Source organism: Paenibacillus camelliae (genome assembly GCF_023715345.1).
Taxonomy (GTDB): domain Bacteria; phylum Bacillota; class Bacilli; order Paenibacillales; family Paenibacillaceae; genus Pristimantibacillus; species Pristimantibacillus camelliae.
In genome coordinates, this window is sequence record NZ_JAMBNY010000005.1 from 25721 (window position 1) to 44184 (window position 18464).

Annotated in this window: 11 protein-coding genes; 7 read left to right on the top strand and 4 right to left on the bottom strand. The window is 42.6% G+C overall.

Annotated elements, in window-relative coordinates; genetic code table 11:
- The first annotated feature begins 496 nt into the window (after positions 1 to 496).
- Positions 497 to 9613, top strand: coding sequence for a family 10 glycosylhydrolase (locus M3180_RS10955; RefSeq protein ID WP_251667503.1), 9117 nt, complete (start codon positions 497 to 499; stop codon positions 9611 to 9613).
- 109 nt (positions 9614 to 9722) lie between these two features.
- Here M3180_RS10955 and M3180_RS10960 read toward each other — a convergent pair whose 3' ends face one another.
- Positions 9723 to 10397, bottom strand: a complete 675-nt coding sequence (locus M3180_RS10960; protein WP_251667504.1) for a DUF1129 family protein — start codon at positions 10395 to 10397, stop codon at positions 9723 to 9725.
- Entirely contained in the window at positions 10375 to 10725 is a 351-nt protein-coding gene (locus M3180_RS10965; protein WP_251667505.1) for a PadR family transcriptional regulator, read from the bottom strand. The genes M3180_RS10960 and M3180_RS10965 overlap by 23 nt, the downstream gene beginning before the upstream one ends.
- 255 nt (positions 10726 to 10980) lie before the next feature.
- On the opposite strand from M3180_RS10965, the gene M3180_RS10970 reads away from it, so the two are divergent.
- On the top strand, positions 10981 to 11574 hold the full coding sequence (locus M3180_RS10970) for a sigma-70 family RNA polymerase sigma factor (protein WP_251667506.1): 594 nt from the start codon (positions 10981 to 10983) through the stop codon (positions 11572 to 11574).
- A complete protein-coding gene (locus M3180_RS10975; protein ID WP_251667507.1) occupies positions 11549 to 12520 on the top strand; it encodes a DUF4367 domain-containing protein in 972 nt (323 codons plus the stop codon). The genes M3180_RS10970 and M3180_RS10975 overlap by 26 nt, the downstream gene beginning before the upstream one ends.
- A 145-nt stretch (positions 12521 to 12665) precedes the next feature.
- Here M3180_RS10975 and M3180_RS10980 read toward each other — a convergent pair whose 3' ends face one another.
- Entirely contained in the window at positions 12666 to 13001 is a 336-nt protein-coding gene (locus tag M3180_RS10980; protein ID WP_251667508.1) for a type II toxin-antitoxin system PemK/MazF family toxin, read from the bottom strand.
- The gene (locus M3180_RS10985) at positions 12998 to 13297 is read right to left on the bottom strand and encodes an AbrB/MazE/SpoVT family DNA-binding domain-containing protein (protein ID WP_251667509.1); all 300 of its coding nucleotides are present in this window, start codon (positions 13295 to 13297) and stop codon (positions 12998 to 13000) included. The genes M3180_RS10980 and M3180_RS10985 overlap by 4 nt, the downstream gene beginning before the upstream one ends.
- A gap of 157 nt (positions 13298 to 13454) precedes the next feature.
- Here M3180_RS10985 and M3180_RS10990 point away from each other — a divergent pair, with 157 nt between their 5' ends.
- From M3180_RS10990 to wsfD, 4 genes are all read left to right on the top strand, one after another.
- Positions 13455 to 14639: an epoxide hydrolase family protein gene (locus M3180_RS10990; protein WP_251667510.1), complete on the top strand. Its 1185-nt coding sequence runs from the start codon at positions 13455 to 13457 to the stop codon at positions 14637 to 14639.
- Positions 14640 to 14783: 144 nt separating this feature from the next.
- Positions 14784 to 15677, top strand: coding sequence for a helix-turn-helix transcriptional regulator (locus tag M3180_RS10995; protein WP_251667511.1), 894 nt, complete (start codon positions 14784 to 14786; stop codon positions 15675 to 15677).
- A 183-nt stretch (positions 15678 to 15860) separates the two neighbouring features.
- The gene (locus tag M3180_RS11000) at positions 15861 to 16985 is read left to right on the top strand and encodes a glycosyl hydrolase family 8 (RefSeq protein ID WP_251667512.1); all 1125 of its coding nucleotides are present in this window, start codon (positions 15861 to 15863) and stop codon (positions 16983 to 16985) included.
- 24 nt (positions 16986 to 17009) lie between these two features.
- Positions 17010 to 18464 carry a glycan biosynthesis hexose transferase WsfD gene (gene wsfD, locus M3180_RS11005; RefSeq protein ID WP_251667513.1) on the top strand — a complete coding sequence of 485 codons (1455 nt, stop codon included), beginning with the start codon at positions 17010 to 17012 and terminating at the stop codon, positions 18462 to 18464.

Sequence of the window (18464 nt, forward strand, 5' to 3'; positions counted from 1 at the left end):
CTAAATAATATATAAATTTTGTAAACGTTGTTCCCTATTAACCATGGGGAACAACTTTTTTTTGTTTTTAATCCGTATAGTTAAATCAATACGATCTGAACTCATTCTAGCAAAACACCATAAATCTCAGAGGAGGAAAGGCTATTATATTCTATGGATTTTTAATTATCGATCTTTGAGGGACTTCACCCCCTATTACATCATACCGTCCATATCTGACATGCCTAAACGACATTTATCTTTGTTATTTTACAATTTTATTTCGAAATAAAATTTCATAATAAAATATGTTTGTGAAATTTATTGACGAAATAATGGAAATTGTTTAATATTCAGTTAGATCATACTGTACGAATTTAAGCTGTCGAAGTTGAGAGCCTGATAAACAAAGAGAAAACAGGGAGAAAAAATTACTCTATAGGGAGGGACGGAAAAAAGGCGAAACTGTTCAGTGGCTTGGAGCGGAATACTAAAAATAATAAAAGGGGCAGTGAAAATGAAGCGAATATTTGTGCGTAGTAAAGCATTGTGCAGCATGATGCTTATCGTCGTTATGCTAGCATCCATGTTACCTGCAATTCATGTTTCAGCGGCAGTTACTCCTCCAGATCCAGATGCATGGACACCATATCAACAGTACTTAAACTCGGATGTTTCTAAGAAGGAAGATATGCGTGCGACTTGGATTGTAACCGTTTACAACTCAGACTGGCCATCCTCAGCATCATTAGCTATCTCTGATCCTGTAGCGAGAATGGAAAAGCAAAAGCAGGAACTAAGTGATATTTTGGATGCGGCAGCTGCAAGCAATTTGAATGCAGTTATGTTTCAGGTTCGCCCATCTTCCGATGCGCTTTATGAATCTGATCTAGTTCCTTGGTCTACAGTTATGACAGGGACACCAGGCGGTGATCCAGGCTATGATCCGCTTCAATATGCAATAGATGAAGCACACAAGCGTGGCATAGAGCTGCATGCATGGTTTAATCCATATCGTGCTGCCACTGCAGTAAATGATGCCATGGTTGATCAACTTAAGGCACTGCCAAAGAGTATTTTCAACACTCATCCTGAATGGATTAAAAGAGCCTATGATGGTGTGTATGTCGTAGATCCAGGTATACCTGAAGCTCAAGAGTGGATAGTAGATTCCGTTATGGAAGTTGTTAATAAGTATGATATTGACGGCGTTCATTTCGATGACTATTTCTACCATGAAGGAAAAGCGTTTGATTATGATGACACAGCTACATTTGAAAAGTATAAGGGTGGTTTTACTGATAGAGGAGATTGGCGCAGAAATAATACATACACGCTAATTAGCACTCTTTCCCAAGAAATTCGTTCAGCAAAACCTTGGGTCCAGTTTGGAATTAGCCCTGCTGGTATGTGGGGCAATATTAAAGACGGCCATGTTAACGGTTCTCCAACTGCAGGCGGTGGACCAAACTATGATAGAGCTTTTGCAGATACATTAAGATGGGGGAACGAGGGATTAATTGACTACTTGACCCCACAGGTTTACTGGCCCTTTGGCCGTGATGTGGCACCTTACGGTGTAATAGCTTCATGGTGGGCGGATCACCTCACAAATCCTAATACAAAGCTATATATGGGTATGGGATTGTATAGGGTAAATGATACAGCCAATCCAACCGAAACAGCATTTTTGGATCCCTATGCCAAGGATGAGATTATTAGAGAGATTCAGCTGAATACAAATTATGTAAGCGATATCACGGGCCGCGGGATCGATGGTTCATTCCTATACCAGAGTAGAAATATTGTTCCAGGTACAGGAGCTTATAAAAAGGAAGCTGTAGAAAATGGAGTAAGAACCGTCTGGGCCAATAAGGCTATAGCTCCAAGATCAACCTGGAAGAGCAGTGTTGCTCCAGCGATGCCCACAGACGTTACTGCCGAGGCTGTAGATGGCGTTACACAGGTTACATGGACATCTAATGATGAAATAGGCAGCACAGAATATTATGCAATTTATAGATTTGCAGAAGATGAAAGTATTGATACATCAGATTCGACAAAAATAATTGCAGTTATCGGTAAGATTGTTGATCGTGACGGTAAAGACATAACAAGCTATACCGACACAGCTGTATCTGATCCAAGCAAGGTACAATATGTTGTCACTGCACTTGACCGCCTCCATAATGAGAGCAAGCCAGATGCACCGACACCGGTAAGTGCAATCGATGTAGACATTACTACTGCAGCCGGCACAGCCCCGGTTCTTCCGGCATCCGTAAAGGTTAACATGACATCAGGTTCTCCGGCTAATATGATGGTAAAATGGGACGAAATAACTGACCCTAATCTTTATTCCACTGCCGGAAATAGCTTTGATGTAACCGGGACAATTATTAATACTAACGGAACACTAACAGAAATGACTGTAACCGCACGTGTTTCCGTTGTTGCACCAACTATAAAATATATTAATCCTGTTATTGTAAAAACAGAAGAAAAGACAGCTCCGGTATTTCCAGCTACTGTTGATGTGATTTTTACAGATAATACCGTTTCGTCACTTCCTGTTATATGGGAAACACCAGATCCTGCAGATTATCAAGATGCCGCACCTTTCGGTGAATTTAGAAATCCAAGTGTGAAGGGCATAAAGGGAACAGTAGAGGGAACTTCATTAAAAGCAGAAGGCAATTATATTGTTTATCCAGAAATTACTTTATATGAACCGATAGCTGTCAATACTCGGGTGGGAATACCTCCAATCCTTCCTACTACTGTAAATGCCACATACTCTGATGGTACAAACGAAAGTGTAGCAGTAGTATGGGACGATATTCCGGCAGAAAACTACGCTAGTATTCATACGTTTACTGTAGAGGGTACGGTGGCAGGTGCCGCAAAGAAGGTAGAAGCTGCGGTAACTGTTGAAAGCGCTGTAAACATAGTTAGCATTGAACCAGTATATGTAAAGACAGGTATTGGCGTAGCACCAAAGCTTCCAGCTACCGTTAATGTAACCTATGATGATGATACAACAGACACTGTTTTAATAACCTGGCCAACTGTGGATCCAGCTGAGAGCTCATCAACTCGCAGATTTACTGTTACAGGGACAATAAACGGCACATCCACTAATGTTACAGCTACCGTTGAAGTTGCTGCAGTTATCGTGCTTGACGACTTTGAAAATGGGGTTGTTAGCGGTAGTGCTGCCCAAAGCATGATTAAGTGGACTGGCGACAGCGTCAGCAGCACACCACCAACTTTGTCCTATGATACCGCTATAAAGCGTAGTGGAGATAGTTCTTTGAAGGTTGACTATAAATTATCCAAAGTTGCAGGTACTGCAAGCGCCTATGTTCGTCCGAACCAAGGTACGGGCATTGTGTTTAACCCCGGGGAAGTACCGCAAAAGATAGGTTTCTATGTATATGGAAATAATGTTAAAACGTATACGCTAAGGGCAGAATTCCGTTCAGGAATTACGGCAGGCTCCGCTAATAAAAATCAAGACATATTTGGTGCACTGGATTTTAGTGGATGGAAGTACCTTGAGTACCCTGTGGATCCCTCCTATCAAACGACGGGCCTTACTATAACACTTATGCCAGGTATTGTTGCCACATCATCCAATGATAAGGTGGACAGCACAATTTATATAGATGATCTTGTGGCTGTTTATGGAAGCGAAACAATGGATACAGCAGAAATAAGTGAGGCCATTGCAGCTGCACAGAGCTTCTATGACAGCACAACTGCTGGTACAGGCAACGGTCAATATCCTTTATCAGAGCGCGAGGGCCTTAAGGCTGCTATTGATGCTGCAGCTAGTGTTATGAACAATCCTGCGGCCGTTATGGCAGATGTTTATCATGCTACCGATTTGCTTAACTCAGCAGTTGATGCATATATTGCTGCGGAGATTGTAAGTGAGCGACATGAGATCATAGAGGATTATGAAGACCATGGCAGCGGAAAAAGCATGATTGACTGGATTAATGATGGAGGAAGCACTAAGCCTACGATTTCATATAGCAGTGATCCCGATTATGTGAAAAACGGAGATCGATCATTCAAGATTGACTATAATTTTGCGGGAACGACTGGTACAGCTAGTGCTTATGTAAAAGGCGCATCCTACCCTAACCCAAAATTAAAATTTACTGGAGACAATACACCAAACAAAATTGGTTTTTGGCTGTATGGTAATGATGAGACGATATTCAGCTTACGTGCAGAAATAAGAAAGGCAGACGGTACTTCAGCCACTACTGCCAATTTCTTACCATCCAATTCAGTGATGAAATCAGGCTGGAATTTTGTAACCTATGAGATACCATCAGCAACTTTTAATGCATCAACTGGTCTTTTATTAAACATTATGCCTGGATTAGTTGAAATTTCTGATAGTGGTAGAGTAAATAGTACGATCTACATTGACGATCTTACTGCGATTTATAATATTACTCCGGCTGCAACATTAAATAAAACAGCACTAATCGGAGCTATTGCAACTGCAAATTCTCTGCTTCTTGGTGCAGAGGAAGGTACACAGGGAGGTCAGTACCCTATTGGCTCAATAGCTAATTTGAATGCTGCTCTCATTGCCGCACAATCAATGGTAAGCAGCACAGAACAGTCAGATGTTGATCTTGCAGCAGAAATACTAAATGAGGCAGTTGATACGTTTAAGTCATCACAAATTCCGCTAATAGATAAACCGGGTCTAAAAGCTGCGATAGATGCCGCAAAGGCAAAGCATGATGCTGCAGTTGAAGGAGCATTGCCAGGACAATATCAAAGCGGAGCTAAGGAAGCGCTACAAGCTGCATTAGATGCAGCAAACATCGTATATGACAATGTGGATGCAACACAAGGAGATGTTGAGGGGGCAAAAACTGCATTAGCACAAGCTGTTGCTGATTTTGACGCAATGGTGGTTCCACCTCTAGTAACAACTGATTTGGATACTGCCATAGCAAAGGCAATTGCTCTGCATGATGATGCAAATGCAGGAACAGAACCTGGACAATATCCACAAAAATCAATTGATGATCTGGCATTGGCAATAGCAGCTGCAACAAATGGTAAAGCTGAGGCAGAAACCCAGACAGATATTGATCTTATATTAAACGATCTCAATGCTGCAATTAACGCTTTTGAGGACACAATGGTTCCATTAAATGTTGATAAAACTGAACTGATTGAGGCTATAGCAGATGCTCAGGCTAAGGTTAATTCAACAGTAGTAGGGACACTTGGAGGACAATATCCAGAAAGTGCAAGAACAGCAGTTGCAAATGCCATCTCAGCAGCACAAATCGTTTTAGACGATATTCGTGCTGAGCAGGATGCGATTGATGCTGCTGCAACAACATTAAATACAGAAGTAACAAAGTATCTTGCAGCACGAATAGCAGCACCATGGGATAAGTATAATGTTCCAGAGGTAACGCCGGTAAATAAACGTGAGATGCGAGCTGCCTGGATAAGCACTGTTGTGAATATTGACTGGCCGTCAACAGACTCATGGGAGATTGAAGATACAGAAGCTCGTATGGCGGTGCAAAAAGCAGACCTTATAAAAATTCTTGATGATCTTGCAGATACAGGCGCGAATGCAGTTATGTTCCAGGTAAGGCCGACATCAGATGCATTTTATAAATCAGAGCTTGCACCATGGTCATATTGGCTAACAGGGAAGCAGGATGTTGATCCGGGATATGACCCGCTGCAGTTTGCAATTGAAGAAGCACACAAGAGAAATCTTGAACTGCATGCATGGGCTAACCCATACCGTGTTTCCATGCCAGCGGCAATGTATAAGGATGAATCAGGAAATCCTCTAAAGGATTTAGATGCAGTAGCTGAAATGTTGAGCAAGGTTCCTGATAGTATCTATGCGAAGCATCCGGAATGGATAAAGGTGGGCACAAACCGCTTTGTCCTTGACCCAGGCATTCCAGAAGCTGCGCAATATGTTGAAGATGCCGTGATGGAAATCGTAATGAATTACGATATAGACGGCATACACTTTGACGATTATTTCTATGTTGGCAGCATTGGTGGTTTTGATGCCGGATATAGTGATCAGAGCACATATGATACCTATGCTGACAAAGCTCAGTTTCCGAAAATTGAGGATTGGCGTAGAAATAACACCTATACACTGGTTAAAAATCTGCATGAAAAAATAAATGCAGCAAAGCCGTGGGTTAAATTTGGGATTAGCCCAGCAGGTGTATGGGGCAATATGAAAGACGGGCATCCGGATGGTTCCGAAACTTCGGCAGGAATACCAAACTATGACCGTGCTTATGCAGATACGAAGAAGTGGGTTCTAGAAGGAATAATCGATTATATTACTCCACAGGTGTACTGGACATTTGCTAATTCAGCTGCAGGGTATGGCGTTGTGTCATCATGGTGGTCAGACTTGATTGAAAACAACCCTCATGTACAAACACAGCTATATATTGGCGTAGGTTTGTACTGGCTAGATCCTAAGGAATCAGCTACTGATAAATATTGGACTACGCTGGGTGTTGGGGATCAGGAAATTGCACGTCAGCTTAAGTTTAATGCTGCAAATCCAAATATAGACGGTACGATGATCTTTACGTATAACTCATTTAAAGCTAATTCACCTAATGCGAATTCTGCTGCATCACTTATAAAGAATGACTTATGGGCAAATCAAGCCCTTGTGCCTGCAATGCCGTGGAAGGGTGGAGTTGCACCTGAAGCTCCGGTAATTGTAAGTGCAGCATATGAAGAGGGAAGCAATACAATTCGTTGGCAGGATAATGATGATAACACAGCATACTACGCAGTTTATCGATTTGAAGATGATGAGGCTGTAAACATTGACAATCCTGTTAAATTGATTGCTAAAGTTCGTAAGATTGAGACGGATCTGCACAGCTTTACGGATAATACAGGAAAACCATCAAGTCTATATGTTGTGACTGCATTAAACAGGCTTAGTGATGAAAGTCTTCCGTCAAATCCAAGCACTCAATTACAACTAATTGATACATCTGCATTGGAAAGTGAAATCGAAGCAGCCGAGGAACTACTGGATCATGCAGAGGTTGGTACAGAAGCTGGGCAGTATCCACAAGAGGCACTCGATGCATTGGAAGCTGCAATAACAGCTGCATTAACTACCAAAGTGGATGCACAGACCCAAGAAGAGATTGATCGTGCAGTGGAGGACTTGAAAGTCGCAGTAGAAAGCTTTAAGGCTGCACAAATAGTGGATCCGAATGTTAAAGTCGAGGAAGTAAGCCTTGATAGAGAAACGCTTCAATTAGTCGTTGGCGCTGTATTCCAATTAACAGCGACGATTACTCCATCAGAAGCAGCTAATAAAAATGTAACATGGACATCAAGCGATGATGGAATTGCAGCAGTTGATCACACCGGTAAGGTTACAGCAATTGCAGAAGGTACAGCTGTGATTACAGTGACAACTGAGGATGGCAATAAAACGGCAGCCTCTGTTGTAACGGTAAGTGCACCATCAGAGACAGTTGATACATCTGCTTTGGAAAGCGAAATAGAAGCAGCAGAGGAACTACTGGTTCTTGCTGAGGTTGGTACAGAAGCGGGGCAGTATCCACAAGAGGCAATCGATGCGTTGGAAGCTGCAATAACAGCTGCAATAACTATCAAAGTGGATGCACAGACTCAAGAAGAGATTGATCGTGCAGTGGAAGCCTTGAAAGTCGCAGTAGAAAGCTTTAAGGCTGCACTAATAGTGGATCCGAATGTTAAAGTCGAGGAAGTGAGCCTTGATAGAGAAACGCTTCAATTAAACATTGGCGATGCTTACCAATTAACGGCGACGATTACTCCATCAGAAGCAGCTAATAAAAATGTAACATGGACATCAAGCGATGATGGAATTGCAGTAGTTGATCACACCGGTAAGGTAACAGCAATTGCAGAGGGTACAGCTGTGATTACAGTGACAACTGAGGATGGCAATAAAACGGCAGCCTCTGTTGTAACGGTAAGTGCACCATCAGAGACAGTTGATACAACGGCATTGGAAAGTGAAATAGAAGCAGCCGAGGAACTACTGGATCATGCAGAGGTTGGTACAGAAGCTGGGCAGTATCCACAAGAGGCAATCGATGCGTTGGAAGCTGCAATAACAGCTGCATTAACTGCCAAAGTGGATGCACAGACCCAAGAAGAGATTGATCGTGCAGTGGAGGACTTGAAAGTCGCAGTAGAAAGCTTTAAGGCTGCACTAATAGTGGATCCGAATGTTAAAGTCGAGGAAGTGAGCCTTGATAGAGAAACGCTTCAATTAGTCGTTGGCGCTGTATTCCAATTAACAGCGACGATTACTCCATCAGAAGCAGCTAATAAGAATGTAACATGGACATCAAGCGATGATGGAATTGCAGCAGTTGATCACACTGGTAAGGTTACAGCAATTGCAGAAGGTACAGCTGTAATTACAGTGACAACTGAGGATGGCAATAAAACGGCAACCTCTGTTGTAACGGTAAGTGCACCATCAGAGACAGTTGATACAACGGAATTGGATAATCAAATAAAAATTGCTACAGATTCAAGAGACATGGCAGGAATCGGAACAAATCCTGGACAGTATCCGCAAAGTGCGAAAGATGCGCTGGAAGCCGCAATAACAGCTGCATTAACTGCCAAAGTAGATGCACGGACTCAGGAAGACATCGATCATGCAACTGTAAGCTTAAAAGTTGCTGTAGCAAGATTTATAGCTGCAAAAATACCACAACTAGAACATAAAGTTACACATGTTACAGGTGTAAGCCTTGATAAGCAGACATTGGAGCTGATTATTGGCGATGAATCTCGTCTGACAGCAGCTATTTGGCCAAATAATGCTGATAATATGCAGGTGACATGGAAATCCAGCAACGAAGATGTTGCAATTGTCGATAGTACAGGTAGAGTTGTAGCAAAAGGCAGCGGCACAGCCATCATTACAGTAACAACGACAGATGGAAATATAACTGCAACCTGCGTTGTACATGTAAGTGCTCCGGTAATAGAAGATGAGGAAACGAAGCCTGAAGAGGACGCTGAAGTCGAATTTAGTGACATTCCAGGCCACTGGGCGGAAGCAAGCATTAAACTTGCAGCGGCTAAGGGGATTATTAGTGGCTATGCTGACGGCACATTCAAGCCGCAGAGCGAGGTTACCCGCGCCGAGTTTGCAGTGATGCTGGCTCGCATGCTGAACTTGCAAGGAAACGGAGCCGCGCTGGAGTTTAACGATGAGGCAGGCATCGGCGAGTGGGCGAAGCAAGGCATCGCTCAAGCTGTGGAAGCTGGAATCGTGAACGGCTACTCCGATGGCAGCTTCAGACCGAATGCGAAGATCAGCCGCACGGAGATGGTGACGATGATCGTGAACGCGTTTGGTTTAGCCAACAACACAGGGGCATCCACTGTATTTGCGGATGACGAAGAGATCCCTGCATGGGCGAAATCAGCGGTTGCAGCGGCTGTTGAGAATGGGCTCATTCAAGGCATCGGCGGCAACAAGTTCGCTCCGAATCAAACGGCAACAAGAGCCGAGTCGGTAGTGATTCTGCTTAGAGCGCTAGAGTACGCAAGCCTATAAATTTGCAATTGATTAGTAAAACTAGGCCCCCGGCAATTATGCCGGGGGCCTAGCATTTCTTATGGTCATGCGCTTATCTATATATAGGTAAACGTAAAGTTAGTAGCCATTAATCTTTCTTCTCCAGCCATTTCCCAGCACCATACAGGACTGCTCCAATAACGATTAACCAATAGACTGGAATGTCGATGGAAGCCCCGAACGAAGGCATGAAGTAAAGACCAGCTATGAATAGTCCACATAAGCCAGCTCCAATTAGAAACGATAGTATCATTTCATTCCTTTTATTGACTACACGAAAAGCTGACCAGCGAAGATAGCCTAAAATTACATATACAGTGAAATATACAGCAAGAAGTGAAGCAATCACTCCAAGAATTATGCTTCCTGCATAGAAATGATAAACCGATTCTCCTACATTGAAGCCATAGCTTAAAATCGTCGCTAATACACCAGAAGCAAAAGCAAAAGTACCAAGAAAGATACAACCCATCATAAGCAAAAGCTTAGTTACTGCTTTGGGCAAAGCCCTTGGCAGCTCGCCGATAATTTCGCGGGCGTAGGCCTTCGGATCGTTTCCGAATACTTCCTCGGCAGTGCGTCCTTCGGTTTGAGCGTCTAGCAGATGATCAAGCACCTCTATTAATATTTCCTCAGTTTCACGCTCCGATTTATTAAAGGACGTACGAATATAAATCAACAAACCACTATAATACGCTTCGTTTTCCTTGTTCAGCAGCTCACGTTTTTGATTGTTCGCTTCAATCAGTTCTTTTAGTTCCATGCGTGTTGTCCTCCTTAGCTAATAATTCATCGACAGGACCCTTTAGATTATTCCAATGCTTAATGAATTCCTGAAGCCCTTCCTCTCCCTTGGTTGTAAGGGTGTAGTATTTCCTGTTTGGACCGCTTGGCGATTTTCTCATTTCACCGACAATCATTTTTTCCTTCTGAAGTCGAAGTAGAATAGGATAGATCGAACCCTCGCTAACCTCAATACGCATCGCGTGGAGCTTCATCGTCAGCTCATAGCCATAGGTGGTCTCGTTTGATATAATTGCGAGGATACATCCTTCTAATATTCCTTTCAACAGCTCGCTTCTTACTGACAATATCCTCACCTACCTTGTATAACAATATAGTGATGCAAAAAAAATGCTGCGTATAAAGTACTATAATAAAGTAAAATGAATAGCAGTCACTACCTTGCAATGCCAAGTAGCTAAAAACAGAATATCATATCGTTATTTCTATTTCAAGAGAAAAAAGGCTAGCATGAAGAAGATTGTATATGAATTTTTTGTTTTGAACCTTTTTAATAAAACGAGCCAATAGTATATGTAACACCTAATTGGAGGGCCGGTCCTATGAAAAACATTGATTGGAGCCCTTGGCTTATCCGGATGAGCCAGGGTGATAAGGAAGCTTTTCGGATGGTATATGAGGAGACGCGAGATCATGCCTATCGGTTAATCTACTATCTTACTTCCAGCAAGGAAGATGCCCCGGACATTATGAGCGAGGTATACATAGAATTGCTGAAAAGTGCAGGCAATTACCGACCAGAGCAGTCTTTTAAGGCGTGGTTCAACGGATTAATTGTCAGGCAGGTGAGAAATTGGAACCGTAAGAGCTGGCGGCTTTATCGCATTGTAGAGAAGGTAAAGCTTATGACAGACACTTCGCATGATCGAGCATCAGAAGCCCAGTTTTCCGCGATTAGTGATCAGCTGGAGCTGTATCCCATCCTGAGAAAGCTTCCTCTTAAAACAAGAGAAGTGATTGTTCTACGGTATTATCAGGATTGTTCATTAGAAGAAATTGCCGCCTTATTAAATATTCCTTTAGGCACAGTTAAGTCTAGGCATCATCATGCCCTGAAGCAGCTGCGCCGATATTTTGAACAAATCCAAGGTAGAAAGGAGCAGAATGATTATGTCTATCGAGAAGCAACTAAGTGAAGTATTCAAGCATAATGAGGCTTCCCTGCAATGCCCACCTTCATTGGATAATCGTATTATGGCGGAATATGAACAGGCGGCAATGGATAAGGGGAGAAATGTAAAGATGATGAAAAAAGGACGTTTACCGAAAGTCGCACTAATTGCTATCATTGTCGTTTTATTATGCGGATTTGCCTATGGAAGCAAACTTTTATTTTCAAATGCTACGGATAAGCTTAGCTATCAATTATATTCTAGTGATGCGTTCCATCTGAATGAAGAGACTTTCCAGAATGCTAGAGCAACTCTTAAAGAAGTGCGATCTCAGCTGTTACCAGGTGAAACGGCAGTTGTTTACCTGCCTGAAATAATAAAAGACGTCCCGCTATATGGTGTTTTTAATCCTGATTACAACACTGATATACACGAGTGGCAGCAGGTTTTAGAGGAGCAAGGAGTAACAGAGAAACTTCCTGCCTCATTACTTGATGGTGTTTATCAATTTGAAGGAGGTGCATTAAACAATCTGTTTTATCCCTTGATTGGTTGGGATCAAGATGAACTGTTAGCAGAGATGGAAGCTGAGAAAAAGACAAGTAACAACGAACAGCCAATATGGCGATTAACTGATCTTACGACTAATCTCAGCATGTCTTCCTACAGTTCAATATATAAAGCTGAAAATGGAAAAGCTATTTATCTTTCTTGTCAAATTTTTGATCAATCCGTCTTTAAAATCGATGCTTATACCTTGCCTACCAACGATGTTGAAGAGCTTAATCTAAATGGTAAAAAAGCTCACTACACTAAAAACAACCAATCTCTGTTAGCTGAGAGTGGTGTGCTGCAGAGTGTAATGTGGTTGGCAGAAAAGGACGGAAAGTCAATTATGTATACCATAGAATCTGATTCGCCAGACATATCGAAGGAAACGCTAATTGAGGCTGCAAAGAGCTTACCTTAAATGGATTCAGAGGAGTTTAGAGTTTAAGTGTAATCTGCCCAGTTAACTAAGTCCAGTTTAAATGAATCTTACAACAGATAAGAGTTAATGATTTATATAGAAAGGCGGAGCATTTTTGCTCCGCCTTTTTATACTTAATTCCATATCAAGCAAGGATTGAGCGTACATTACGAAGAATACGAATAAAAAATTCAGACTCAGTAGAAATATGATCAACAATTTTGATTTTACGACGTCGTACATCTAGACTCTTAAATTGATCGGTAAGTACAACACCTGAAAAAGCATGTCCATCAGGAATAATGACTTCAAAAGCATAGTCTTTCGATTGGTTAGTAATAGGGCAGACCACGGCGAAACCAGTTATTTCATTAAAATCGTATTCTGAAAGTACAATAGCTGGACGTCGACCAGCCTGTTCTCGTCCAGCTTGTGGATCGAAGTACAACCAAATTAAATCGCCTCGTGAAGGAACGTTCAAATTAACTCGTCTCCTTCGATATCCAAATCTATTTCATCATGCCTTTGTGAATTTGTTTGGACCTTAGACAGAAGTTGTTTAAGATGTGAGCGTAACTCCTCAGATGTTTCTTGCACAGCAATGGGTCTAAGTAAAATATGATTTTCTGGTGTGAGTATGGCCTCGAGCTCTGATCCTTCGGTTAGATTCAGGCGCTTAATAAATTGATTAGGAATACGAACGCCGTTACTGTTTCCCCACTTACTAAGTGTTACTGTAGTCACAATCATCACGTCCTTTCTGTTATCTTTAGTCAATTATATCGCACCCCTCCACATTTGTATATCTACAGGATATACAAAACGATTGATTTTGATGCAAATTATGTAAAATAGTAAAGCTTATAATTATGACATCCATGCTGTCATGATTGGTTTGTTATTCTTGGATGACAAACTAATCGAAGGGAGCTTTATGATGTCTATATTGAAGGATCTGAAAGAAAACAATAGTCATGCAGAAGAAATTCGTCCATTTCGTATTCACGTTACCGACGAAGAGATTGCAGATTTGCGTGAGCGTCTTGGTCGCACTCGTTTATCTGAGCTACCGGATACAGGGTGGGAGCGAGGTGTACCACTATCGTATGTCACAGAACTAAAGAATGATTGGCAGAATCATTTCGATTGGCGCAAATACGAAAGTCGATTGAATCAATGGCCACAGTTCATCACGGAGGTTGATGGGCAACCTATTCACTTCTTACACATCCGATCGTCTGAAGCGGATGCCAAGCCATTAATGCTTATTCACGGCTGGCCAGGATCCTTTGTAGAATTTCTTGACGCCATTGGCCCGCTAACGAATCCTCGAGCGCACGGTGGGGAGCCTAAGCAAGCTTATCATCTCGTTATTCCATCGATACCAGGATTTGGCTACTCTATTCCTTTACGTGCTACTGGCTGGACACCTGCTCGAATAGCTTCAGCATTTATCCAGCTTATGGATCGACTTGGCTATACTCACTACGGTGTACAAGGAGGAGACACAGGAGCCTTCATCGCCCCAGAAATGGCACGACAGGCGCCTGATCGTTTACTTGGAATCCACCTCAATGCACTATTAACCTTTCCTTCTGGAGAGGAAGGTGAGTTGAATGGCTTGACGGAAGAAGAGCAGCAGCGGCTGGCGCGAATGGAGAGCTTTAACGATGGCTATCTGCAAATTCAATCGAAAAGCCCGAATACGCTCGCATATGCGCTGCATGATTCACCAGTGGGCCAATTGGCGTGGATTGCAGAAATATTCAAAAAGTGGAGCTATCCAGTCGATGCGCTTGCAGAACAGTCTATTGATCGAGACCTACTATTGACCAATATCAGCTTGTATTGGTTCAGCTGCACATCGGGTTCATCCGCGCAGGTTTATTATGAATCAATGAATGATCCGATGGCATGGATTCCAAAAGACCCAGTATCTGTTCCAACAGGAGTACTCGTATCTCGTTCGCATGATACCTCCATTAGAAGCTTCGCAGCAAGGGATTTTAACATCGTACACTGGGTGGAATACTCCGAAGGAGGACATTTCTTCGCGCTGGAGCAGCCGCAGCTTTTTGTAGAGGATGTGCGACAATTTTTCACTCGCGTATGTAAGTAAACAAGTGCTTGCTTTCATCATTGTATGATGAAGTTGAAGCTCCCGAGCGGTCACGCAACGGGAGCTTCGATATTTGATGCGGCAAATTAGCGAAGAGTTTAGTATGCTAGTAATAGATGATAAAACTGTATGGTGGTGAGGACAATGAGACTAGACCGTATGCTTGCGATTACGCTAGAGCTAATGACAAAGAAACGGATTAGAGCATCTGAGATCGCATCGAGATTCGAGGTTTCGACTCGTACGATATACCGTGACATAGAATTAATTAACCAGGCGGGAATTCCTGTTACTTCATTTACAGGTGCGGACGGAGGCTTTGAGCTTATGGACGGTTTTTTCATGTCCAAGCAGCACTTTACAGTTGAGGATTTCTCCGTCATTTATCAGCTACTACAAAGCCTAGAGGAAGCAATGGGCAATCAATATACGCAAGTAAAGCATAAGCTTGCCAGCTTGCACCCGAACGTGGCAATGCCTAACCAGCTGAATGATAATCTCATTCGTATCACTTCAACGAAGGAAGAAGCCGAGCTTGTGCGCAAGATCAATCAGGCTGTAAAGCGGAGCTTAGTAATAACTTTCACCTATGTCAATGCAACGGGAGACGAGACAGAGAGAAGGGTCGAACCTAACCATCTCTTCTGGGAAGGTGGAGCATGGTATGTGGAAGGCTATTGCTTAAACAGAAATGCTAACCGTATGTTTCGGGTTTCACGAATGTCCAATCTGTGGCTGACGGAGGAAAGCTTTCGTGTAAGAGAGGAGCAAGCTATAGGACATATCTTTCCAAGCAAGGGCTATCAAGCGCATTTACGCTTTGAGCTTACCGCTCAGCCTCGGGTGTATGAACAATTTCGAGACGAATGCCAAAGATTTGACGATCGAATTGAGGTAAGAACAACCTTTTATCATTTAAATTATGCCTTATCTGTTATCCTTAGCTACGGATCAAAGGTAATGGTACTGTCGCCTCCTGAACTAAAGGACGCACTACTAGAAGAGATCGAACATATTAAAAAGCGTTATACTGACTAGAAAACATACAATAATATTACATGATAATCCCCCCTCAATTCGTACCCTTATATGGTAATACTACAATTCTCAAATATCTCCAGTTTCATTTCAAATACATTCATAGTATGGTATAAATGGTATCAGAATATGTCGATCTTTGTCGATTCATAGTAAGAGCTTCTGAGAAAGGAGCGATTGGATTTGCGTCTAACCATAAATATTATTCTTTGTTCTATTCTGGTCCTCAGCGTCTTACTGCTTGCTGCATGTGGAAGTAATGTGTCGGTGAAGCAAGCTGCACTGCCTCCATATCAATATAGTGTTAACAGCGATAGCCAGCGCGACGATAGAAAGCAGCTGCTGCAGCAATTTGTTGCCAATAAGCTTACTGGTAGTCATGGCATCTATACCAATTACATAGATACAGCGCAAAATGAGCTTGCCGCAACCGGGCATGAGGTGCTAAGTGAATCGATGGGGTTATTAATGAGGGTTTATGCACTGACTCGCGACCAGATTCAGTTTGATAAAGCATGGGAGCTTGCCGAGCAGACCTTTGCGATGGAGAGCGGATTTAGCTATCGCTTCAGTCCTAAGCTGAATAAATTGTACTCCGTCAATGCGGCGGTCGATGACCTCAGAATGATAAGAGCACTTTATGAGGCCGAGGAAGCCTTTGCCAATAAACGTTACGGAGAATTAGCTGATAAGCTTAGCGCTCGCTTTATGAAGCACAATGTTCGCGATGGCAAGCTGTTTGACTTTTACGACAACGAGCATAACATGACGAACGCATTCATTACGCTGTGCTATATCGATCTGCGTACACTACAGCTGACGCCAGAAGGAGACAAGAAGGATGTGCTCGCACAATCGATGCATTCCATCATACAGGGCGGATATTTATCTGATGATTTCCCGTTCTATGAAACGAGATACGATTATAGCTCTGAGCAATATGAATCGGATGAAATTCGTACGGTCGAGTCACTGCTTACGATTCTATCATTAGTAGAGGTAGGACAGCATCATCCGAAAAGCATCGACTTCATCAAGAAGCAGGTGCAGCAAGGAACGCTGTATGGCCGATATACCCGCGATGGGCAGCCTTTAACGACGATTCAATCCACTGCGATCTATGCGATTACTGCTATGATCGGATCAATGCTTGGTGATCAAAGCCTCTATGAGGATAGCATGAGCAGAATGGAGCAGTTTCAGGTGCTTCAGCAGCAAAGCGAGCTATATGGGGCTTATGGTGATATCGAATCGCTGCAAGCATTTTCCTTCGATAATTTAATGGCCTTACTGGCATATGCATATTAACTACTAAGAAAAGGCTGGATAATTATGAAGCTGAAGCAGCATCTTCTGAATATAGAGCAAAGCCGTTATGTAACGCCTGCCACGGTAAGCGCGATGGGTGTGTTCCTTATTACGTTTTTTGCGTTATTTGTTCCGCCCTATATCGGGATGGCAGACAATGGTGACTATTTTCGGATACTGTACAGTAATGGATTGTATTTTCATGATCCGAGCTATGAGAGTCAGTACCTCGGCTACTTCGTGAAGCAATATGGCATATTGCAATATTTTAACGAAAACGGAGCAACGATATTTTCATCACAATCGCTATTTATTAAGCTTGCTCTTCATATCAATACATGGCTATTCAGCACTGAAATCTTCGATATACGGTTTCAGGCTGCCATTTACTTAATGCTATATGTTATAGGGATTTATTTACTAGTAGAAGCATTGACGTGGAAGATTGAGAAGACCCGTGCTTATATCGTTAGCCTCGTTACGATATTTTTGTTCGCAGATACCGCTTATACCGCATACTTCAATTCGTTTTTTAGCGAAAGCGTCGTATTTATCGCATTGATCTATGCTGTAGCAGCAGGCCTGCTGATTTATCGGAGCAGGTATAACGATTACGTCATGCTCGCCATATTTACCGCTGCGAGTATACTGCTGACGACAAGCAAGCAGCAAAATGCACCCGTTGGTGTCATTATAGCGGTAATGGGCATTCTATTAATTTTTATAAAGCGCAACAAGCTTCATAAAGTGTTAACGGTAGCATCACTTGTCATCATCCTAGGTGCTGGCGTAGGCTCCTATGTACTCATAAGCGATGAATTTAAAAACATTAACAAGTACCATGCGATGAATCGTGGCGTTCTGCTGCATTCATCAGATCCAGAGGCTGCACTAGAATCGTTTGCCATTGATAAGCAATTCGCTGTCCTTAACGGTGATATCTATTATTTGCCGTATACGACGATAGATGTAAACTCTGGCTTTTTGGTAGACAACTTTTACGATAAATATGGTTATTTTTCGATTCTATTCTATTATGTAAAGCACCCCGACCAAGCGGTAGAGATGCTGAATATGGCAGCGAAAAATGGCTTTGCTATTCGTCCGCAAGCGATGGGGAATTATGAGCAGTCCGTTGGCAAGCCCTTCGGTGCTCAGACATCTTTTTTCTCGCTATATAGCGATCTAAAGCAGGCGATCGCGCCTAAAACATTCGGTTTCATTGTACTATGGATCATTGTCATCGTTGGATTATTCTCGCCATCCTTTATTGCAGCGTTAAAAACGAAGGACCGCAAGGCGATGATCCGTCTGCCGTTAATCGTGACACTTATCTTTATCGGATTATCAGCTATACTCGTATCCATTATTGGAGCGGGAGATGCGGATCTAGCGAAGCACCAGTTTTTGTTTACGGCATGCTTTGATGTCGTTACCTATATCGCAGTAACTAGCTGGATAGGGCGTCAATTGTGGTAG